The sequence below is a fragment of the Enterococcus saccharolyticus subsp. saccharolyticus genome, from assembly GCF_029023825.1.
Classification (GTDB): Bacteria; Bacillota; Bacilli; order Lactobacillales; family Enterococcaceae; genus Enterococcus_F; species Enterococcus_F saccharolyticus.
Window position 1 is genome coordinate 1194024 of record NZ_CP118957.1, and the last position, 20977, is coordinate 1215000.

The window sequence follows — 20977 nt, forward strand, 5'->3', positions numbered from 1 at the left end:
CTTTACGCTTACCCTCTTTTTTTTAATTATTTAGCGATTTTTTTGCTTAGACGAGATTTGTCACGGCCAGCTTTGTTTTTATGGATTAATCCTTTTGACTCAGCCATATCGATTGCTTTGACAGCATCTTTAAATAACGCATCTACGTTATCAGCACCGGCTTCAACAGCTTGATCAAATTTTTTGATTGCTGTACGCATTGTGCTCAATTGAGATGAATTTTTAGCGTTAGCAACTTCGCTTGTACGCACACGTTTGATTGCAGATTCAATGTTTGGCATTTGTTTCACCTCCGAATAAAAAGTTATTATACGAAAAACGTATAAATCAACACTAGTCATTATACATAAACAAAGGGAGCAATGCAATAATAAGTTGTAAAGAAATTTTACTTAACACAAAAAATAGTGAATTTTACAAAGAATTTACGAAAAAAATAGCTTTTGCTTTCAAAATTTACTTTTTTTATACAAAAGAAACCTTTCTTTAAAAAATTGCTTCCATCTAATGTTAGTTTTATGCTATGATGACAACGAAAAACGAAATGGTGGTGTAAATTTTGAGCATTGCATTAGTTATTACCGTTACACTTGTAATGGGTGTAATCTTTGTAAACGGATGGACAGATGCCCCGAATGCCATTGCGACTGCAGTTTCGACACGTGTCTTAAGACCGAATGTGGCGATTGGTATTGCGGTAGTAATGAACTTTTTAGGTGCATTAGTAATGACATTCTTTAATGCACAAGTAGCAGAAACAATTAGTAATATTGTTTCATTTGACTCTCAAGGAATTCAAGCAGCCCAAGTAGCGCTCGCAGCGTCGCTATTTTCTATTGTGGTTTGGGCAGTAGCAGCATGGTATTTTGGCATTCCAACTAGTGAATCACATGCGCTAATCGCAGGTTTAACTGGTTCAGCGATGGCATTAGGCGGTTTAAATGCTGTCAATGGACAAGAATGGACAAAAGTTCTTATTGGCTTAGTTGTTTCAACTGTCCTAGGATTTGGAGGCGGTTATTTAATCACAAAATTACTTGTGTTGATTTTCCGCGATGTACCAAGAAGAAAAGCGAATAAATTTTTCACGTGGGGCCAAGCAAGTGCAGCAGCGGCAAACGCTTTTTTGCATGGCGCACAAGATGGACAAAAGTTTATGGGGGTATTCATGCTAGGATTATTTTATAATAATTTAGCAGAAAAAACAGGGAATGGATTTGTTATCCCAATTTGGGTAATGGCCTTGTGTTCAATTACTATGGGTATCGGAACATCAGTCGGTGGTATGCGTATCATTAAATCAGTCGGAATGGACATGGTTAAATTAGAAACATACCAAGGATTTTCTGCCGACTTAAGTGCAGCAATTTGCTTGTTCTTAGCTTCTGTTTTTGGAATCCCTGTTTCAACGACACATACAAAAACAACTGCAATTATGGGTGTCGGTGCGTCTAGACGACTATCAAGTGTCGATTGGCGTATCGTCAGAGAAATGGTTTTTGCGTGGGTAATGACCTTCCCAGGATGTGGACTCATTGCATATGTGATGGCGAAACTGTTTGTTGCAATTTTTTAAGGAGAGAAAAACATGGCAAGAAAAAAACAATACAACTATTTTAATACAATGGAGCTTTTAGCCGGAAATTCGCACAAAGCAGCAGAAATTTTAGAAGATATCATAGACAATTACACAGTCGGTTCTTTTGAAGCAAAAGCAGAAGAAATTCACCGCTTAGAAAAAGACAATGATCGTATGGTTGATGAATTAACTAATGAGCTATACGATGCGTTTATTACACCCATTGATCGTGAAGATATTTTGATTATTTCAGAATGTTTAGATGATATTTTAGATGGGATTAATGGTATGACCTATTTATTTGAAAACCTAGTGATTACAGAAATGCGTCCAGAAACTGAACATTTTGCGAGTTTAGTAAATAAAGCTGCTCGTGGTGTCCATACAGCAATGGTAGAATTTCCTAAATTTAAAAATTCTAAAACATTAAAAAATATGATTGTTGAAGTCAATGAAATTGAATCTGAAGGTGACCGTTTATTCAGTAAATTGAAAAAACAATTATTTAGCGAAGAAAACAATGTGTTAGAAATTATCAAATGGAAAGAAATTTATGACCGTTTTGAATCTATTTTAAACGCAAGTGAAGAAGCCGTAGATATTATTGATGGCTTGATTATTAAAAATACGTAAAAAAAAGAGATGCTGCATCGTCGCAGACATCTCTTTTTTTTACATCATAAAGGCCCAATAGCCAATTAAGATAATCCCAAGAACGATACGATACCAACCAAAGGCCGTAAAGTCATTTTTCTTAATATAGTTCATTAAGAATTTAATCGCAATAATTGAAACAATAAATGATACTACTGTACCAACAAGCAGGGTCACAATCCCATTCATATCAAACGAATTGCCGCTAGTAATGAATTTAACGATTTTTAACAAGCTTGCACCAAACATGGTTGGAATTCCTAGGAAGAAGGAGAACTCAGCAGAAACGAAGCGAGAAGCTCCAATTAGGATACCACCTAAAATAGTTGCACCTGAACGAGAAGTTCCAGGAATTAACGCAAGCACTTGGAACATACCAATCAGTAAAGCAAATTGATAAGTAATCTGTGTTAAATTAGTGACTTTTGGCGTTTTTGTCTTATTACGTTTTTCAACGATGATAAAGGCAATCCCATAAACAATTAACATAATGGCAACTGGTAAGAAACTATGGAAGTTCTCTTCTAACCAATCATCGAGTGGCAAACCAAGAATAACTGATGGAATAATCGCAACAATCACTTTAAACCATAAGGACCATGTCTCGCGATTTTCTTCTGTCGTTTTTGACGGCGAGAAGGGGTTTAATTTGTTAAAGTAGAGTACCACGACAGCTAAAATTGCTCCTAATTGGATGACTACGTTAAACATTGTCATAAAGGCTTCAGAAGCATTTAGTTTAATAAACTCATCTGCTAAAATTAAATGCCCTGTGCTACTAATTGGCAACCATTCGGTAATCCCTTCGATAATACCCAAAATAATTGCTTTAATAATATTTTCGAAAAACATTTTTTCAATCCTTTCGTTTCATAATAACATTGATAAGTATACCGTTTCTTAAAAAGATTACCAACTTTTTTTCAAAAAAAGCAGCAAACAAAAAATGTTTACTACTTTTAAAGTTGATGTATCAATGTTTTGAAAAATGAAAAATTATTAACTTAATAAATTTTTAGAAATTTCGATGCCTTTTTCAATATAGGTAGTAGACCCTACTTCTTCACAATTAAAGACACCATTCTCATAACTTAAACGTGTCACAGAGCCGTTGTCTAAGTCCATGCGAACATTGTTTTCCTCACGTACTAAATTTAATAAAAAGGCAATAGTTAAACCATGCGAAACAACTAACGCTTTACCACCACCATTTTTCTCTACCCGATGCGCAATATCTTCAAATCCAGTCAAAACACGTGTGCTTAATTCTTCATAGGTTTCTGCCCAGTTTGCGGTATCGGCATTGTAGACAGCTTCGCAAATTTCTTTAAATGTTGTGTCACGATCAATCATCTCATCATAATTTTGGAAATTCAAAACACGTGGAATCACGCCCCACATCTCTGCATCATACGCACCTTCCAATGAGCCAAAGCACCATTCACGAATACGTTTATCCACGCGATAAGGCATGACAGGTCCATCTGGATGTTCACTTAAAAGAATACGCATCGTTTCAATTGCACGTCCACTATCACTTGAAACGGCTTCTGAAAAATCAATATCTTGTAGCCCTAGCCCTAAATATTGAATGCGCTCGACACCTGATTTTGTTAAAGGTGTGTCACACCATCCTTGTACACGTTGGAGTGTGTTGAACATTGTCTTTCCATGTCTAACGATATAAAGCTCTGTTTTTGTCATAATTTTCGCTCCTATCTATTTTTGAAAAAATGGGTTGGTTTGTTTTTCTCGTTCAATTGTTGTAGGATCTCCATGTCCTGGATAAACTGGTAATTCATCAGGTAAGGTAAATAATTGTGTTGTAATGCTCGTTAGTAGTTGCTCTAAATTTCCTGTATATAAGTCTGTACGACCAATGCTTCCACGGAATAAGGCATCGCCTGACACCACAAAATCATCGAAGACAAAGCTAACACTACCAATGGAATGTCCGGGTGTTGCCAGAACATTAAACGTAATCGTTCCAATTGTATACTCTTTTAATTCCCATTCATATTCTGCAGGACGAGCAGTAATGTTTTGTGCACCAGATAGATTTAAGATAGGATTTTCCAACCATTCTTGTTCTAGCGGGTGGACATACACAGGAATTTGATATAAGTCACGTAATTGATCAACCGCTCCAATATGATCGTGGTGCGTGTGTGTCAATAAGATGGCTAATGGTTGGGCCTCTGTTTTTTTGATTTGCTCTGCAATAACTGTGGCATCTGCACCTGGATCAATGATTAAAAGATCCTTATCTTGCCAAACCAAATAACAATTTTCTTCAATACGTCCTGTTATAATACGTGTGATTTTCATAAAAAACCTCCTTGTATAAGTATTATCAGTTTAAGTATAACGTAAATAGTAACTTCTAACAAAAAAATATTCTTGTATGACAGACGGATTTTGCTACTAATCTGAGAATCCTTCTAGAATCTGATTAAAAGAAAGGAGCCAATTTAAAAATTGAATGAAAAATAACTCGTTTTGAATTTTTTTGAAACAGCTCTTGTTATACTATACGTAGTTATTAGTTAAATGAGGGGGATGACATATGAAAAAACTTCTTTTATTAATCTATGTAGGTTGTCTTGGTTTATTATGTGCCGCCTGCCAATCATCTCCAGAAGTCATTAATTCAAGCGATTCGTTAGTTGTTGAAAGCTTACCTGCTTTAGACGAAAAAACGCCAACGAATGTATTACTTATGCAAGTAGATAGTAATGGTTTTCCCCAAAGTCAAGGGGTGTATGATTTCAGTCAAGGAACGTTGACTGTGGTGAAGCAATATGTGCCATCCACAGATGAAGTAGAACCAGAAACTGTTTATCACGATTTTGAAAATACTTTTTTACATAGTGAGTGGGAGAATGACCCATATGAGGTCTATGAAGAAACATTTAAGCAAGTTGAATTATCCGTAAACGAGCAACGATTACGATTACGTCATGGCGAATTTGAAAAAAGTTTTTACTTTGAACAAGATGATAAGACGTGTGTTCGCGATGAAAATAATGTGATTTATACTGTGCAATACGATATGTAAAAATGTCCAAGGATTTTTTCCTTGGACATTTTTTCTGCTTTTTTCGTTAGTAGAAATGAAAGGAGGAGAAAATATGATTGATGAATGGATAAACCAATTAACAGAACAACGCGTATTATATCTATTAGCTGTTTTAGCTATCGCTATGATGATTGATTTTTTCAGTGGCGTTCTTGCTGCAAAAATCAAACAAGAGATCACTTCGAAGATAGGAATTAATGGTATTTTACGCAAAATCGCAAGTATGATTCTTTTAGTATTTTTTTTACCAGTGGCGTTTATATTACCTGCTTATACCGGTATTGCGATGCTATATGTGTTGTATGTCGGGTATCTGTGTTTAGAAATTCAGTCTATTTTAGAAAATTACAAGAAAATGGGTATGAATACAGCTCCTTTTCGCCAATTTTTACTAGTATTGAAAGAACTGATAAACAAAAAATAAAAGGTCTTTTTAAAGTTTGTTTTGTTCGCTATACATTTGAAGGGAAATCGATATAATAGAAGTTCAAAGAAGGTGACAAGATGAAGCGAGGAAAGATTTCTGTTCGTAAATTAGTGGAATTCATTTTACGCAAAGGAAGTATCGATAATCGTAAAGTGAGTAATCATACTGCACAAGAGGGTGCGCGTATTCATCGGAAGTTGCAAAAGGCAGCAGGAGAAGATTATCAAAAAGAAGTCTTTTTAAAAACAGAAGCTACTGTAAATGGCGATACTATCATTGTTGAAGGTCGTGCAGATGGTCTCTTTTTACATGAAAATCAGTGGGTTGTCGATGAAATTAAAACATCCGAAATTCAATTTGAGGATGTCAGTTCCGATCAAATCGAATTATATTTTTATCAAGGGATGGTCTATGCTTACTTGTATAGTTTACAAGAAAAACTCGAACAGATTTCGGTCCAACTGACTTATTTTCAAACGATAGAAGAACAAATTACCCGTCGAAAAAGAGAGTACACTTTTGAGTTTTTAAAAAGTTTTTTTGAAGAGTTGTTGGAAGAATACCATAAATGGTTATTATTTCAAGAAGAATGGCGACGCTTGAGAACGTCTGCCCTTCAATCGTTGGCATTTCCTTATGACTCGTATCGAAAAGGGCAACGGGAATTAGCCGTGGCAGCATATAAAACATTGCGCAATCAACAACGATTATTTGTCGAAGCACCAACTGGAACTGGTAAGACGATTTCGACATTGTTTCCGGCTTTTAAAGCTCTTGGCGAGGAACGTGCGGACCGTATTTTTTATTTAACAGCAAAAACGATTACGCGACAAGTTGCAGAAGACGCATTAAAAGCATTAGCCGACGTGGGTGCTGAGACCAAAAGTATCACGTTGACTGCAAAAGATAAAATTTGTTTTTTAGATGAGCGTAAATGTAATCCTGATGATTGTCCTTATGCAGAGGGCTATTACAATCGTATTAATGAAGGGTTATGGGATTTATTACACCATGAAAATCAATTTACACGGCCTGTAATTGAAGAATATGCCAAAAAACATCGCTTATGTCCGTTTGAGTTATCCTTAGATGTTAGTTTATTTTGTGATGTGATTATTGGTGATTATAATTATTTATTTAATCCGACGGTCTATTTGCGACGCTTCTTTGAAGAACCAGAAGAAAATTATTATTTTCTAGTGGATGAGGCGCATAACCTAGTGAATCGTTCACGTGAAATGTATTCAGCAACAATTACTCGCTTGGCTTTCAAACAAATGAAGGAACAATTATCAAAAGACTTTAAAAAGATTCATCGTGTATTAAATAAAATTGATAAAGAATTTGCTGCAATGAAACAGATTGCGAAAGAAGATAATTGGACGTTTCACCATCAAGCACCACCTGCAGAGGGATTATTAAATCAGCTTTTCAAATTTAGTGAATTAATCAAAGAATGGTTGGCAGCTCATACAGAAGACCCGGCGCAAGAAAAAGTATTAGCAGTCTATTTTGATTGTTTGCATTTTTTGAAAATTAGTGAGTTTTATGATGATCACTATGAAACAACCGTTGAAATACTGCCGTATGATCTGCGGATTCGTCAGTTTTGTATTGAACCTGCGCCATTTTTGGAAAAGATGTTAGACAAGAGTCAAGCAAGTATATTGTTTTCTGCTAGTTTTAGTCCGTTAAATTATTACCAAGAAATGCTAGGTGGTGGTGAAGACGCGTTACGCTACCGTTTAATGAGTCCTTTTCCGGTGGCAAATCAAAAAATCTGTCTCACGAACTATATTCAAACGACATATAAACAACGAGAAAATAGTTTGCCTACTATTGTCGAAGCAATTGCTACGATGATTCAAGAGAAAACTGGAAATTATATGGTGTTCTTTCCTTCATATAAATACCTCGATGATACGTATCAACTTTTTCAAGAATTGTTTCCCAATGTGCAAACGATTGTTCAAGACACTGAGATGAATGAAGAAGAACGAGAACAGTTTTTGGCAAAATTTACACCTAATCCATCTGAAACGTTGGTCGCTTTTTGTGTCTTAGGTGGGATTTTTTCGGAAGGAATTGATTTAAAAGGCACTCGTTTAATTGGGAGTGCGATTGTCGGAGTGGGGTTGCCACAAATTAATCATGAACAAGAATTGATTCGCACCTATTTTGATGAACAAAACAAAACTGGTTTTGACTATGCGTATCAATTACCCGGAATGAATAAAGTTTTGCAAGCAGCAGGGCGTGTGATTCGTGACTTGTCTGATGTGGGGATAGTATTGTTATTAGACCAACGTTTTAATACACCACGTTATCGTCAATTGTTTCCACCTCATTGGCAACCAACTGTCTGTTATCGTCCACAAGAGTTGGTGCAGGAATTACGAACATTTTGGCAAACAACTAGCACTTAATCTTGCGTGCTGGTTGTTTTTTTGAGTGAAGCCCAATACTTGTCGCCCCATGTACAAATTTCTTGAACCACGCGAGCCAGTTCAAATCCAATTCCTGTTAATTCGTAATCTACTTTAGGAGGAACGACAGGATAGACAGTTCGTTGAATAATATGGTCTCTTTCTAATTCTCGTAATTGTCGAATAATCATCCGTTGATTGATATCAGGTAGAATTTTAGTTAACTCACTCAAACGTAAGGTACCGTGTTCTAAAAATGCCCAAACAATGGCAATTTTATATTTTCCACCAATCGCATACATCGCTAAGTCTTTGGTATTATAGAATTCTTTTTCATTATATTGAAACATGAAGGACACTCCTTTTAGTGACAAAATTGTCAGTATTAACACTTTGTATTATATGCGTTATACTAACAGTTGTACAGATTAATTTGAAAGAAGGAATGAAGATGAAAAGTAAAGCAGCAGTAGCATTTGCCCCAGGAAAACCATTAGAAATTGTTGAAATTGATGTGGCAGAACCAAAAGCCAAAGAAGTAATGGTGAAAATTTTATATACTTCTGTTTGTCATACAGATGCATTTACTTTGTCTGGTGATGATCCAGAAGGCGTTTTTCCTGCTATTTTAGGTCATGAAGGAGCCGGAGTAGTTGTAGCTGTGGGAGATGAAGTAACCTCAGTAAAACCGGGCGACCATGTCATTCCGTTATATACAGCTGAATGTGGGCAATGTAAATTCTGTCAATCAGGAAAAACAAATTTGTGTTCTGCAGTTCGTGAAACACAAGGGCAAGGATTAATGCCTGATGGAACAACACGCTTTTCATATAATGGCGAACCAATTTATCATTATATGGGAACAAGTACGTTTAGTGAATACACGGTTGTGAATGAAATTAATTTGGTGAAAATTGATGAAGATGCTCCTTTAGATAAAGTCGCTTTATTTGGTTGTGGCGTTACAACAGGGTTAGGTGCTGTTAAAAACACAGCAAAAGTAGAAGAAGGTGCTGTTGCAGCAGTCTTTGGCTTAGGCGCGATTGGCCTAGCTGTTATTCAAGGTTTGAAAAAAGCCAATGCGAAACGAATTATTGCCATTGATTTGAATCCTAAAAAATGGGAATTAGCTAAAAAAATGGGTGCAACGGACTTTGTAAATCCTAAAGACCACAATCGTCCAATCCAAGAAGTTCTTGTTGAAATGACTGATGGTGGTGTAGATTATAGTTTTGAATGTATCGGTAACGTGGATGTCATGCGTGCAGCTTTAGAAGCATGTCACAAAGGTTGGGGAGAAAGTATTATCATTGGCGTTGCTGGCGCTGGTCAAGAAATTAGTACCCGTCCTTTCCAATTAGTAACTGGTCGTGTGTGGCGCGGTTCAGCTTTTGGCGGTGTGAAAGGACGTAGTGAATTGCCGACAATGGTTAAAGAATTTATGAATGGTGAAATTGATTTAGAATCATTTATTTCGGGACATTTAGATTTTACGGAAATCAATAAAGCTTTTGATTTGCTGCACGAAGGTGAATCAATTCGGACAATTTTAACTTATGGAGAATAAGCAGATGGATATTCAAACAGTTGAAACGCACAAAATTTTTAATGGTACGCAAACGAAATATCGTCATTTTTCAACAACTTTAAATTGCGACATGATTTTTAGTTTGTTTTTACCTCAAACAACAGAAATTCAAGAAATATCGCTTGTGTGGTGGCTATCAGGACTGACGTGTAACGATGATAATTTTAGCCAAAAAGGTCAATTTCAACAATACGCAGACAAATATAAAGTTGCCGTAGCTATTCCTGATACCTCACCGCGTGGAGATTCTGTTGCTGATGATGAGAACTGGGATTTAGGACAAGGCGCTAGTTTTTATTTAAATGCGACGCAAGATCCTTGGAAGCAAAATTATCAAATGTATGATTATTTAACACAAGAGTTACCATCAATTATTTATCATTTAATTCCTAATTTTTCTGGACGAGAAAGCATTATGGGACATTCAATGGGAGGGCATGGTGCTCTAACGATTGGCTTGAAAAATCCTCAACGTTTTGCAGCTATTTCAGCTTTTGCACCTATTACTAACCCTATTCATACTCCTTGGGGGAATAAAGCCTTTACTGCATATTTAGGAACGGATAAAAATACATGGGAAAATTGGGATGCTACTACACTATTAGCTAATTGTTCTACAGTTCCTCCAATTTATATTACGCAAGGAACTGCTGATAATTTTTATGATGTCCAATTAAATGAAGTTGCTTTCTTAAAAACTGCTGAAACCAAACAAGCAAATGTCCGTTATCAAAAAGTAGAAGGATATGATCATAGCTATTTTACGATTGCGACATTTATTGGTGAACATTTTGCTTTTCATCATGCATGTTTAGAATAAAACTGAAAAAACTCTCGCTACGAATGTGTTAGCGAGAGTTTTTTTTCTTATCTGTAATTAGTAAATTGTAACTCGATAGGTAAATCTAATTTGCGTAACAATTGAATAACTTCTTGTAAGTCATCGCGACTTTTTCCAGTAACACGAACTTGATCGTCTTGGATTTGAGCCTTTACTTTTAATTTCGCATTTTTGATTGCTGTGGTAACTTTTTTCGCATTGTCTTTGTCAATACCGCTAATTAATTCTGCATGTTGCCGTGACTTAGCTCCTAGTGCGTGCTCGGTTTCTGAAAAATGAATATTTTTAATAGGCACACCACGTTTGACTAATTTGCCTAATAACACATCTTTAATTTGTTCTAATTTGAAATCATCATCTCCAACAATCGTTAATTTTTGATTGTCAAAAGTAATATCGATTGTTGAACCTTTAAAGTCAAAACGATTTTTCAATTCTTTGGTTGTCATTTGAATCGCATTTTTGACTTCCTCCATATTCATTTCTGAGACAACATCAAAACTTGCTTCTTTTGCCATTATTTTCCTCCTAAAACTAATAAATTTTCTTCTATTATACCATTATTCGTATTTGAATTCTGCAAATATTAAGTTCATTGATTTACAAATGCTAAGAAACACGGTATTATTTCTATAGAATTAATAGGGGAGGAAGTAAGATGAGCGAATCAAGAACAGAGCAAGAAATCGAAGAAATTAAAGACCGCATCCTGACTGCCTTAGAAACAGTTATCGACCCAGAACTCGGAATCGACATTGTAAATTTAGGCTTAATATATGAAATTGAATTTGATGGAGAAACTGGTGAAGCAATAATCAAAATGACACTAACAACAATGGGCTGTCCATTGGCAGACGTGTTGACTGAAAACATCCATGACGCTTTAGAAGATGTACCAGAAGTGAAAAAAATCGAAGTAAAATTAGTTTGGTATCCCGCTTGGACAACCGATAAAATGAGCCGTTATGCACGGATTGCTTTGGGAATTAGATAGTTTGGTATAATAAGGTTTCCGGATTATTTTTAATGTTAAAATATCAATTAAATTGTTATAAAAAAGTGTGTTTAGTAAGGTATCCGACGCTATTTTTCTAGTGAAATTTAGTAAGGTACTCAACAGCCAAAAGAACCTTTTTTCTTTGGATTAAATAACAGAATCCAAGGGAAGGAGGTTCTTTTTTTGTATTTTTTAACAGACTTATTGATAGAATTTGATTTTTATAATCAATCCAAAAACCATGCAAAAAAGACAATTTATAAACGATTTAAGCTTGTGTCAGACTTTTTTTGTTTACGAATAAAAAACTTTTAGAGGAGATTACAGCAACCGACATCAGGAAATACTTGATTAATCAAAAAGGAAAGGGCTTATCAGCGTCTTACATTAACTCTATTTTACGATCGATTCGCTCTTTCTTTGCGTTTTGCGAAAATGAGGAATATATTTTTCCATCAAAAAATCCATGTTTAAAAGTCAAATGGATTAAAGAAAAGCAAACAATCATTGAGACGTTTAACGACGCAGAAATTAAACGGATGCTAAATTTTCAACACAAAAATAAGTTTTACGAATCTAGGAACAGGTTGATTGTAACGCTGTTAATCGAAACAGGTATTAGAGCACAATCACTTAGGTTTCTTATCCAATCTGAGCCACTTTTTGGATTATGGCTACCAGACAAAATGAATATGTAATCTTTGATTTAGGTAAAATATAGTTGAATTCAGAAATTGATTAAAGTCCTATAATTAAGGCTTTTTTATATAACTTAGATAATATCTTATCTTTCAGTTTTTAGCTGAAAGATATTTTTTTGTTTGTGTCGAAAAACAGATAAAAGATATATCAGAAATAGTTTAGGATTTTGCATTGTTTTTTTTATTGAAATAAAAGATGATTCTAATGTGAACAGGTTAAAATTTTGGGAAATGAGAGGTAAGGTATAATTGACTTTTAAGAAGAAAAAGATTAGAGGTTGGAAAAGAAGAAAACGAGCTATTGAAAATTGGAAGCAATGAAATCTAATCTTAGATAAAGACTTGTTAATAGATGATTCTAGAGATTATGTTAAAATCTGGATTGCACCTTTTTATACTCTGGATGAATATGATTTACCTTATTGGTATAAACAGCTATTGTTAGATGCTTTGATAGAAATCTATCATTCATGGCAAACGGAGATAGATTCGTTAAATAGAAAGTACTATCTAAAAATTTGGTTGTTTGAAAAGAATTTTATGCGCTCACAAGTTGTGGTTGCAATAGATGATTTTCTACATTTTTATGATAATTCTTTTGGTTATTTGATGAATGTAAAGAAATTACCAGTAGAACTAAGAACTAAAAAGAGTGGAATGTTTAGTTGGTCCCAAGGTTCTATTGTAACTACCCTTACCGAATTAGAATTGACTAGTTATTATTCTCAAAAAGAAATTTCTCAACTAAAAAAATCAGCGTATTTAACAAAAGATGATACGTATTTTATCAAAGAAGAGATTGTTTGGATTAATTAGAAAACATTTATTTAAAAATTTCATTTGTCAAATTAAGTTAGACAAATCATCTGGTTTTATATTTCTCAAAAATATTTCCATCGGTGTTTGATACTTTAGAGATTTTCTTGGGATGTGATTTCGTTTGGAAGCAACAGCTTGAATAAATGATTCTGATACTTCATTGAAGTCCATGGCTTTAACTAATCCATCACGACGTAATAATCCATTTGAATGTTCATTTAGAGCGCGTTGTGACGGGGTGCCTGGATCCGCAAAATAAATATCAATATCATTTTGATTTCCCATAGCTTTCCAATTTGAAAATTCTTTCCCACAGTCAAACGTAATTGATTTAAACAGATGTTTAGGAACCGTTTGAAACCAATGATTAATTCGATTTTCAATGTCCATTGCCTGTCTACCGGCTGGCTTCAATGTAATAATCACTTTTGACAAACGTTCCACCAATGTAATAACAGCACTTTTGTGTTTTCGACCGACAATAGTGTCTCCTTCAAGATGGCCAAATTCGTTTTCAAATTCTGGGTGCTTCTTGATTCGCTCATGTATACTGCGCCGAAAAGCTTGTTTCCCACGTTTTTCTTGGTGTCCATTTGGTTTTCGTTTGCCTTTCATAGGCAAATCATGCACATTAAATGCGCCAGTTTGAAACATTCGATACAGTGTACGAACTGAACAATCAAGTTTCATTTCCGAGCGGCCGACAATCACATCCGGTGTCCACCCTTGAACAACCCTCTTTTGAACATATTCTTTTTGTTCCTCTGGTAAAACAATCGAGCGTCTACCACAGCGTTTTTTGTTTTCTTTGTATTGTTGATAGTAGTTCAGTATCGTAGCACCAGTTTTCAAAAATTGATACACGTTATGAATCGTTTGTCGCGCACGTCCTAAGCATTGCGCAGTTTTGGCAACGGATTGATTATTTTTGAAATAAGACTCTATGATTACTAATTCGTCTGTTGTAAGATGGTTATAGGTCATTTGTACTCACTCCTTAATAATTCTTTGGTCGGAACTATTTTGAGTGTAGCACAAATGATCTTTTTAGTTGTCTAGCTTAATTTTACAATCGACGAAATAAAAAAACATTCTATAAATTTTTTCGTATCTTACTATGAAAAAATAAAACAAGATGAAAAGCTATCTATTGCTTTTATACTGCTGAAAAGCTAAACTAATGAGAGAAAAAGAAAGGGGAATAAATAAAAGATGTTACAAACAAATTTTGTTGATTATACTTTTGAAAATCCATTGATGAATGCTTCTGGTGTTCATTGTATGACAGATAAAGAATTAGATGAACTATCTGCGTCTAAGGCAGGAGCTTTTGTTACTAAAAGTACTACAATTAATCTTCGTGAAGGCAATCCTTCTCCACGTTATTACGATGTACCACTAGGTAGTATCAATTCTATGGGGTTACCTAATCTAGGTTTGCAATATTATTTAGATTATGCAATTGATCGTCAAGATAAATTTGACGCGCCAATCTTCTTTTCAATTGCTGGAATGAGTGTAGCGGAAAACATTGAAATGTTGGAAGTGATTCAAGCAAGTGATTTTAATGGGGTGACAGAATTAAACTTATCTTGTCCAAACGTTCCAGGGAAACCACAAGTTGCTTATGATTTTCCATTAACAGAAGAAATTTTGACAAAGGTTTTCTCTTTCTTTACAAAACCACTAGGAATAAAACTGCCTCCTTATTTTGATTTAGCACATTTCGATGAAATGGCAGCAATTTTAAATAAATTTCCATTAACTTATGTTAACTCAATTAACTCTGTTGGGAATGGTTTATATATTGATGTTGAACAAGAATCAGTAGTGATTAAACCTAAAGACGGCTTTGGTGGTATTGGTGGCGAGTATATTAAACCCACTGCTTTAGCTAATGTTCGTGCGTTTTATACACGTTTAAACCCAAGTATTAAAATTGTCGGTACAGGAGGTATTCGTAACGGGCAAGATGCGTTTGAACATCTATTGTGCGGGGCAACTATGCTGCAAATCGGAACAGAGCTTCATAAAGAAGGTCCTGCTATTTTCGATCGTATTGCTGCAGAACTAGAAGCTATTATGGAAGAAAAAGGCTACGAAACAATCGATGAATTTCGTGGGAAACTAAAATCTATTACTGATTAAGAGGCAAATCAATGAGATTTAGATTAGCAACAATAGAAGACTTACCTTCTTTAATGAGTATTATTAATGATGCGATTCAAGTTTTACATGAGCAAGGTTCTCCTCAATGGCAAAATGGTTATGGCCCGAATGAAGAGAAGTTGCGTAAAGACATTGAGGCTAAAACAATGTATGTGTTAGAAGAGTCAACGATTTTAGCGTTGGGTGCATTAATCCCAGGAATCGATCCTGTTTATACAGCGATTGAAGGTACATGGGAAGGTGGTTCTTCTTATATGTCGATTCATCGTATTGCTGTAGCAAAACAAGCTTCGGGTAAAGGATTAGCGAAAACACTATTGCAGCATTTAGTGATGGAAAGCCAGAAACAGGGAATTAGTGATGTTCGTATTGACACGCATGCGTTGAACAAAGGAATGCAGAAGGCGATTTTAGATACAGGTTTTCATTATCGAGGAGTTGTTTATTTCCCTATTCCAGATGGAAAGAGATACGCATATCAAAAAATGGGGTGAAAAAAGATAGGAAAATCCTTGTTTAGGGATATTTCCTTTTCTTTTTGCGTACTTATTAGTGAAACACTTTAAAAAACGGGGGAATTTATTTTATAATGGTTTTAACTAAAATAAAAAATAAATAGTACGAAAGGAACGCTTATGAAGAATAACTTAAAACTAAAACGTGCATTAGCTGCGTTCAGTATTGCGCTTCTTTTGATGTCTAACACTGCGCCAGTTTTGTCTGACGTTGCAGCAACAATTAGCAGTAGTGAACAAACCGCAAATGTAGAAACAGCGTCGGTGGACACAACCACCGATACCGGTACAGTAGAAACGACTGACACAACAGAGACAATAGAAACAACCGTTGAGCAAGTGGAAGGAACAATATCTAGTACTGAAGAATCAAGTTCTAGTAGTGAAGAATCCACAAGTAGCGAGGAGTCATCATCTTCTGAAAGTGATTCATCATCAGTAGAAGTAATTCCTCCAGTGGACCCGTCTGAACCAGAACCATCTCAAGAAGAAACGCCGGATTCTACTACCAGTGAGTCAACATCATCATCTTCTGAGACAATAGATTTTTCTACAAATTCAAGTGAATCAAGTTCTCATAATAATAATGGAAATAGCGGGCAACAAAAACCGACTGAGTCAACGAAACAACCCGAAAAACAAAAAGAAGATAAAAAAAATCAGCCCCCTAAAAAACAAGAAGAGAAAAAAGTAGCAAAAAAACAGCCGAAAGAATCTACACCTGTTACCAAAGAACAAAAAAATCAAGTAACAGCTAATAATTCTATTCCATCTAATCAAGTTTTACCTAATACGCCATTATTTATCGGTCCAAGTATCTCTGATTCCAAAACTTCATTAGATAGCCGTTTGGTAACGAATAATATTTCATCTTCTGATTTAAATGGGTATGAATTACCGCTATTAGATTCGTTTAAAGATCAACGTTCTGCGGCGTTAGTGGTTGAAGCGTTGTCGCAATTACAAGCAGAATATAAAAAAGACGCCAAAGGTCCTGAAGCTTTTGATAATCTATATTTACCAGTTTATGTTTATGACAAAGTTTTTGGTAAAAAATTAGGCAATAGTTATGAAGATATTCGTCATTCTGGCACAGCAGTTGCAATAAAGGATGCAGTACCAGGAGATATTTTCTTATGGGAAACGAATAAAAAAGTCACTCAAGCAGCTATTTATCTTGGGCAAGATCGTTTTATTATGGCAGATGAAGAATTTAGCAAACAACAAGTTCCATCTCGTGTGAATGATGACGTGAAAGACGAAAAAGATGAAAAAGACGAGAAGCAAACGGATAAAAAAGAAAAAGAAGTGGTTCCAGGAGTGGGTGTTTTCAAACTTCAAACGAATGAAGACGAGAAAGAAAAAGATGCACCAACAGCTTCTCAAGCGGCAAATAGTTATAAAGAACAACCAACAACAGCTATTCATTTTTCTGCGAATGACCAATTAACAAGTCATGGTAAAGAATTAATCAAAGGTTATGCAGCTTCTTTCGATTTTAGAGAAAATGCAGCAACGCAACGGTTTATTGAGCAAATTGGCGAATCTGCTAGAGAGCTAGGACTGAAATATGATGTATTTGCTTCGGTTATGATTGCACAAGCGATTCTTGAAAGTGGTTCAGGAACAAGCGGTTTATCTACAGGTCCTTATTATAATTTGTTTGGTGTAAAAGGTAGTCATAATGGCGCATCAGTTACGCTAGCTACTAATGAAGACAATGGTAGCGGTCAATTATATCAAATCAATTCTGCTTTCCGTGTCTATCCAAGTTATAAAGAATCATTAGAAGATTATGTTCAATTATTGCGTGGAGGAATCAGCGGAAATCAATCTTTCTATAAAAAAGTATGGCGATCAGAAGCAAAAAATTATTTACAAGCAACTTCTGAACTTACTGGAAAGTATGCGACAGATACTTTTTACAATAATAAATTAAATTCAATTATTGCGGTTTATAATTTAACGCAATATGATGAAGCTAAAAATTCAATTAATTTAAACTTTAGTAATGCTAATATTCAAGACTTTTCAGGTATTCCTGAATCTTATCGCCATTTGGTAAAATATCCTAAATATAACGGAGCAAACTACAATACATCAGGATCGTACGGTTCAGATCAATGTACGTGGTATGCGTTTAATCGTGTTCATCAATTAGGTGGTACTGTAGGCGATTATATGGGGAACGGTGCTGATTGGGGAACCACTGGACAACGAACAGGCTATAAAGTTTCTGCTACACCAAAAGCAGGTGATGTAATTAGCTTTAAACAAGGCGTTGCTGGCTATCATCCATTATACGGACATGTTGCATTTGTAGAAGCTGTAGGTAAAGATAGCATTTTGATTTCTGAAGGAGATATTTCGTACTTAAATTATCGAATCATTCCAAATGAAATTGCACTTTCTAGTGGTGTAAGTTACATTACTCCTAAATAGTTCATTATTTTTGGATGAAAAATTTCGATAATGCTTGTCACATAAAACAAGTCTTGATAAGATATTTACGAAAAGGACGGTGTCGTTTATGAAAAAACGTTTGAAAAAAAAGAAAGCTTACAAACAATATATTAAAGATATTTTTGAAGGCTACGAAGCAATGCTAGAAAACCGAGAATTAGAAGAATTAAAATTTAACTATTTAAAAGAAGAAACGGTTTTAACAAGAGACGAGAATCGTCAAATCCGATTTAGAACACATGATATTATCTAAGGAAAATAGCATTATTCGTTAAATTAACGAATAATGCTATTTTTTTATAGAAATTCATTGACCTATTTGTTCTAGAATGCTATAATAAATTAGTTGTTATTAAGCAATGGCAAAAAACTTTTTTAATAAAAATATTAAATTTCAGTTGACATTCACTTGTTAAACTGATATGATATAAAAGTTGCTGATGCAGCAAATGTAGACCTTTGAAAACTGAACAAAGCAAGCAAACGAACCAATTGTGTAGGACACTTCTACGAGGTAGAAGTTATACAACAAGCAAGCAAATAGCTAGCAAAGTTAATTTTTTATGAGCTTAACAATCGCAAGATTGTTTCAAATTTTTTTATGAGAGTTTGATCCTGGCTCAGGACGAACGCTGGCGGCGTGCCTAATACATGCAAGTCGAACGCTTCTTTTCCGCAGAACTTCGGTTCATTGGAAAAGAGGAGTGGCGAACGGGTGAGTAACACGTGGGTAACCTGCCCATCAGAGGGGGATAACACTTGGAAACAGGTGCTAATACCGCATAACGCTTTTTCTCGCATGAGAGAAAGCTGAAAGGCGCTTTTGCGTCACTGATGGATGGACCCGCGGTGCATTAGCTAGTTGGTGAGGTAACGGCTCACCAAGGCAACGATGCATAGCCGACCTGAGAGGGTGATCGGCCACACTGGGACTGAGACACGGCCCAGACTCCTACGGGAGGCAGCAGTAGGGAATCTTCGGCAATGGACGAAAGTCTGACCGAGCAACGCCGCGTGAGTGAAGAAGGTTTTCGGATCGTAAAACTCTGTTGTTAGAGAAGAACAAGGATGAGAAGAGAATGTTCATCCCTTGACGGTATCTAACCAGAAAGCCACGGCTAACTACGTGCCAGCAGCCGCGGTAATACGTAGGTGGCAAGCGTTGTCCGGATTTATTGGGCGTAAAGCGAGCGCAGGCGGTTTCTTAAGTCTGATGTGAAAGCCCCCGGCTCAACCGGGGAGGGTCATTGGAAACTGGGAGACTTGAGTGCAGAAGAGGAGAGTGGAATTCCATGTGTAGCGGTGAAATGCGTAGATATATGGAGGAACACCAGTGGCGAAGGCGGCTCTCTGGTCTGTAACTGACGCTGAGGCTCGAAAGCGTGGGGAGCGAACAGGATTAGATACCCTGGTAGTCCACGCCGTAAACGATGAGTGCTAAGTGTTGGAGGGTTTCCGCCCTTCAGTGCTGCAGCAAACGCATTAAGCACTCCGCCTGGGGAGTACGACCGCAAGGTTGAAACTCAAAGGAATTGACGGGGGCCCGCACAAGCGGTGGAGCATGTGGTTTAATTCGAAGCAACGCGAAGAACCTTACCAGGTCTTGACATCCTTTGACCACTCTAGAGATAGAGCTTTCCCTTCGGGGACAAAGTGACAGGTGGTGCATGGTTGTCGTCAGCTCGTGTCGTGAGATGTTGGGTTAAGTCCCGCAACGAGCGCAACCCCTATTGTTAGTTGCCATCATTTAGTTGGGCACTCTAGCGAGACTGCCGGTGACAAACCGGAGGAAGGTGGGGATGACGTCAAATCATCATGCCCCTTATGACCTGGGCTACACACGTGCTACAATGGGAAGTACAACGAGTTGCGAAGTCGCGAGGCTAAGCTAATCTCTTAAAGCTTCTCTCAGTTCGGATTGTAGGCTGCAACTCGCCTACATGAAGCCGGAATCGCTAGTAATCGCGGATCAGCACGCCGCGGTGAATACGTTCCCGGGCCTTGTACACACCGCCCGTCACACCACGAGAGTTTGTAACACCCGAAGTCGGTGAGGTAACCTTTTTGGAGCCAGCCGCCTAAGGTGGGATAGATGATTGGGGTGAAGTCGTAACAAGGTAGCCGTATCGGAAGGTGCGGCTGGATCACCTCCTTTCTAAGGAATAGTACGGAAACTACACATCGTTTGCCTTTGTTCAGTTTTGAGAGGTTTACTCTCAAACGAATTTGTTCATTGAAAACTGGATATTTAAAGTAAAGAAATCAAAACAAACCGAGAACACCGCGTTGAATGAGTTTTTTAATAAGTTCAATTGCTTATTTTTCTTGATAAAACTTCTATCGCTAGAAGATCTTTATCAAAACCCAACCGTAAGGTTGATAAGGTTAAGTGAATAAGGGCGCATGGTGGATGCCTTGGCACTAGGAGCCGATGAAGGACGGGACTAACACCGATATGCTTTGGGGAGCTGTAAGTAAGCTTTGATCCAGAGATTTCCGAATGGGGGAACCCAACATCTTTTATAGGATGTTACTTATTAGTGAATACATAGCTAATAAGAGGTAGACGCAGAGAACTGAAACATCTAAGTACCTGCAGGAAGAGAAAGAAAATTCGATTCCCTGAGTAGCGGCGAGCGAAACGGGAAAAGCCCAAACCAAGATGCTTGCATCTTGGGGTTGTAGGACTCCGATATGGTAGTTTTTTCAGATAGTTGAA

20 protein-coding genes and 2 rRNA genes (1 of these 22 running past the window's edge) are annotated in these 20977 nt (G+C 36.4%); 15 read left to right on the forward strand and 7 right to left on the reverse strand.

Features of this window, described 5'->3' with window-relative positions; translation table 11 throughout:
• Positions 1–26: 26 nt before the first annotated feature.
• Positions 27–281 (reverse strand): 30S ribosomal protein S20, encoded by a 255-nt coding sequence (rpsT, locus tag PYW32_RS06165; protein ID WP_016175193.1) that lies wholly within the window; start codon positions 279–281, stop codon positions 27–29.
• A gap of 278 nt (positions 282–559) precedes the next feature.
• Here rpsT and PYW32_RS06170 point away from each other — a divergent pair, with 278 nt between their 5' ends.
• Both PYW32_RS06170 and PYW32_RS06175 read left to right on the forward strand, forming a co-directional pair.
• Positions 560–1576 carry an inorganic phosphate transporter gene (locus PYW32_RS06170; RefSeq protein WP_016175192.1) on the forward strand — a complete coding sequence of 339 codons (1017 nt, stop codon included), beginning with the start codon at positions 560–562 and terminating at the stop codon, positions 1574–1576.
• A gap of 12 nt (positions 1577–1588) precedes the next feature.
• The gene (locus tag PYW32_RS06175; RefSeq protein ID WP_016175191.1) at positions 1589–2212 is read left to right on the forward strand and encodes a DUF47 domain-containing protein; all 624 of its coding nucleotides are present in this window, start codon (positions 1589–1591) and stop codon (positions 2210–2212) included.
• A gap of 39 nt (positions 2213–2251) precedes the next feature.
• Here PYW32_RS06175 and PYW32_RS06180 read toward each other — a convergent pair whose 3' ends face one another.
• The 3 genes from PYW32_RS06180 to PYW32_RS06190 all read right to left on the reverse strand — a co-directional run bounded on the left by PYW32_RS06180 (position 2252) and on the right by PYW32_RS06190 (position 4561).
• Complete coding sequence (locus tag PYW32_RS06180) at positions 2252–3085, reverse strand: undecaprenyl-diphosphate phosphatase (RefSeq protein ID WP_016175190.1); 834 nt, start codon at positions 3083–3085, stop codon at positions 2252–2254.
• Positions 3086–3232: 147 nt separating this feature from the next.
• On the reverse strand, positions 3233–3937 hold the full coding sequence (locus tag PYW32_RS06185) for a histidine phosphatase family protein (RefSeq protein WP_016175189.1): 705 nt from the start codon (positions 3935–3937) through the stop codon (positions 3233–3235).
• A 15-nt stretch (positions 3938–3952) separates the two neighbouring features.
• A complete protein-coding gene (locus PYW32_RS06190) occupies positions 3953–4561 on the reverse strand; it encodes an MBL fold metallo-hydrolase (protein WP_016175188.1) in 609 nt (202 codons plus the stop codon).
• A 238-nt stretch (positions 4562–4799) separates the two neighbouring features.
• Here PYW32_RS06190 and PYW32_RS06195 point away from each other — a divergent pair, with 238 nt between their 5' ends.
• From PYW32_RS06195 to PYW32_RS06205, 3 genes are all read left to right on the forward strand, one after another.
• Complete coding sequence (locus PYW32_RS06195; protein WP_016175187.1) at positions 4800–5291, forward strand: hypothetical protein; 492 nt, start codon at positions 4800–4802, stop codon at positions 5289–5291.
• Positions 5292–5364: 73 nt separating this feature from the next.
• Positions 5365–5736, forward strand: coding sequence for a phage holin family protein (locus PYW32_RS06200; RefSeq protein ID WP_016175186.1), 372 nt, complete (start codon positions 5365–5367; stop codon positions 5734–5736).
• Positions 5737–5816: 80 nt separating this feature from the next.
• Complete coding sequence (locus PYW32_RS06205; protein WP_016175185.1) at positions 5817–8165, forward strand: ATP-dependent DNA helicase; 2349 nt, start codon at positions 5817–5819, stop codon at positions 8163–8165.
• Here PYW32_RS06205 and PYW32_RS06210 read toward each other — a convergent pair.
• Positions 8162–8515: a winged helix-turn-helix transcriptional regulator gene (locus tag PYW32_RS06210; RefSeq protein ID WP_016175184.1), complete on the reverse strand. Its 354-nt coding sequence runs from the start codon at positions 8513–8515 to the stop codon at positions 8162–8164. The two genes, PYW32_RS06205 and PYW32_RS06210, sit on opposite strands and share 4 nt — an antisense overlap.
• 101 nt (positions 8516–8616) lie before the next feature.
• Here PYW32_RS06210 and PYW32_RS06215 point away from each other — a divergent pair, with 101 nt between their 5' ends.
• The gene (locus tag PYW32_RS06215; protein WP_016175183.1) at positions 8617–9732 is read left to right on the forward strand and encodes an S-(hydroxymethyl)glutathione dehydrogenase/class III alcohol dehydrogenase; all 1116 of its coding nucleotides are present in this window, start codon (positions 8617–8619) and stop codon (positions 9730–9732) included.
• Between the two features lie 4 nt (positions 9733–9736).
• Positions 9737–10573, forward strand: a complete 837-nt coding sequence (fghA, locus tag PYW32_RS06220) for an S-formylglutathione hydrolase (protein ID WP_016175182.1) — start codon at positions 9737–9739, stop codon at positions 10571–10573.
• 47 nt (positions 10574–10620) lie between these two features.
• Here the strand turns inward: fghA and PYW32_RS06225 are convergent, their stop codons facing one another.
• Entirely contained in the window at positions 10621–11112 is a 492-nt protein-coding gene (locus PYW32_RS06225; protein WP_016175181.1) for a YajQ family cyclic di-GMP-binding protein, read from the reverse strand.
• Between the two features lie 140 nt (positions 11113–11252).
• On the opposite strand from PYW32_RS06225, the gene PYW32_RS06230 reads away from it, so the two are divergent.
• The gene (locus PYW32_RS06230) at positions 11253–11588 is read left to right on the forward strand and encodes a metal-sulfur cluster assembly factor (protein WP_016175180.1); all 336 of its coding nucleotides are present in this window, start codon (positions 11253–11255) and stop codon (positions 11586–11588) included.
• Between the two features lie 1046 nt (positions 11589–12634).
• Complete coding sequence (locus tag PYW32_RS06235; protein ID WP_016175179.1) at positions 12635–13108, forward strand: hypothetical protein; 474 nt, start codon at positions 12635–12637, stop codon at positions 13106–13108.
• A gap of 27 nt (positions 13109–13135) precedes the next feature.
• On the opposite strand, the gene PYW32_RS06240 is transcribed toward PYW32_RS06235, so the two are convergent.
• Positions 13136–14095, reverse strand: a complete 960-nt coding sequence (locus tag PYW32_RS06240) for an IS30 family transposase (RefSeq protein ID WP_016175178.1) — start codon at positions 14093–14095, stop codon at positions 13136–13138.
• Between the two features lie 228 nt (positions 14096–14323).
• On the opposite strand from PYW32_RS06240, the gene PYW32_RS06245 reads away from it, so the two are divergent.
• The 6 genes from PYW32_RS06245 to PYW32_RS06270 all read left to right on the forward strand — a co-directional run.
• On the forward strand, positions 14324–15259 hold the full coding sequence (locus PYW32_RS06245; RefSeq protein ID WP_016175177.1) for a dihydroorotate oxidase: 936 nt from the start codon (positions 14324–14326) through the stop codon (positions 15257–15259).
• Between the two features lie 11 nt (positions 15260–15270).
• Positions 15271–15774, forward strand: a complete 504-nt coding sequence (locus tag PYW32_RS06250) for a GNAT family N-acetyltransferase (protein WP_016175176.1) — start codon at positions 15271–15273, stop codon at positions 15772–15774.
• 141 nt (positions 15775–15915) lie between these two features.
• Positions 15916–18237, forward strand: a complete 2322-nt coding sequence (locus PYW32_RS06255) for a glucosaminidase domain-containing protein (RefSeq protein WP_016175175.1) — start codon at positions 15916–15918, stop codon at positions 18235–18237.
• 88 nt (positions 18238–18325) lie between these two features.
• Positions 18326–18511 (forward strand): hypothetical protein, encoded by a 186-nt coding sequence (locus PYW32_RS06260; protein ID WP_016175174.1) that lies wholly within the window; start codon positions 18326–18328, stop codon positions 18509–18511.
• Between the two features lie 344 nt (positions 18512–18855).
• Positions 18856–20413: ribosomal RNA gene (locus tag PYW32_RS06265) — 16S ribosomal RNA — on the forward strand.
• Positions 20414–20641: 228 nt separating this feature from the next.
• Positions 20642–20977: ribosomal RNA gene (locus PYW32_RS06270) — 23S ribosomal RNA — on the forward strand (it continues 2579 nt past the right edge of the window).
• The 16S and 23S rRNA genes sit together here, the layout of an rRNA operon.

Coding starts and splice junctions, on each gene's coding strand:
- PYW32_RS06210 (WP_016175184.1), bottom strand. CDS start 8,515: ATGTTTCAATATAATGAAAAAGAATTCTATAATACCAAAGACTTAGCG.
- PYW32_RS06180 (WP_016175190.1), bottom strand. CDS start 3,085: ATGTTTTTCGAAAATATTATTAAAGCAATTATTTTGGGTATTATCGAA.
- PYW32_RS06245 (WP_016175177.1), top strand. CDS start 14,324: ATGTTACAAACAAATTTTGTTGATTATACTTTTGAAAATCCATTGATG.
- PYW32_RS06195 (WP_016175187.1), top strand. CDS start 4,800: ATGAAAAAACTTCTTTTATTAATCTATGTAGGTTGTCTTGGTTTATTA.
- PYW32_RS06240 (WP_016175178.1), bottom strand. CDS start 14,095: ATGACCTATAACCATCTTACAACAGACGAATTAGTAATCATAGAGTCT.
- PYW32_RS06255 (WP_016175175.1), top strand. CDS start 15,916: ATGAAGAATAACTTAAAACTAAAACGTGCATTAGCTGCGTTCAGTATT.
- PYW32_RS06260 (WP_016175174.1), top strand. CDS start 18,326: ATGAAAAAACGTTTGAAAAAAAAGAAAGCTTACAAACAATATATTAAA.
- PYW32_RS06250 (WP_016175176.1), top strand. CDS start 15,271: ATGAGATTTAGATTAGCAACAATAGAAGACTTACCTTCTTTAATGAGT.
- PYW32_RS06200 (WP_016175186.1), top strand. CDS start 5,365: ATGATTGATGAATGGATAAACCAATTAACAGAACAACGCGTATTATAT.
- rpsT (WP_016175193.1), bottom strand. CDS start 281: ATGCCAAACATTGAATCTGCAATCAAACGTGTGCGTACAAGCGAAGTT.
- PYW32_RS06230 (WP_016175180.1), top strand. CDS start 11,253: ATGAGCGAATCAAGAACAGAGCAAGAAATCGAAGAAATTAAAGACCGC.
- PYW32_RS06185 (WP_016175189.1), bottom strand. CDS start 3,937: ATGACAAAAACAGAGCTTTATATCGTTAGACATGGAAAGACAATGTTC.
- PYW32_RS06175 (WP_016175191.1), top strand. CDS start 1,589: ATGGCAAGAAAAAAACAATACAACTATTTTAATACAATGGAGCTTTTA.
- PYW32_RS06215 (WP_016175183.1), top strand. CDS start 8,617: ATGAAAAGTAAAGCAGCAGTAGCATTTGCCCCAGGAAAACCATTAGAA.
- PYW32_RS06225 (WP_016175181.1), bottom strand. CDS start 11,112: ATGGCAAAAGAAGCAAGTTTTGATGTTGTCTCAGAAATGAATATGGAG.
- PYW32_RS06205 (WP_016175185.1), top strand. CDS start 5,817: ATGAAGCGAGGAAAGATTTCTGTTCGTAAATTAGTGGAATTCATTTTA.
- PYW32_RS06190 (WP_016175188.1), bottom strand. CDS start 4,561: ATGAAAATCACACGTATTATAACAGGACGTATTGAAGAAAATTGTTAT.
- fghA (WP_016175182.1), top strand. CDS start 9,737: ATGGATATTCAAACAGTTGAAACGCACAAAATTTTTAATGGTACGCAA.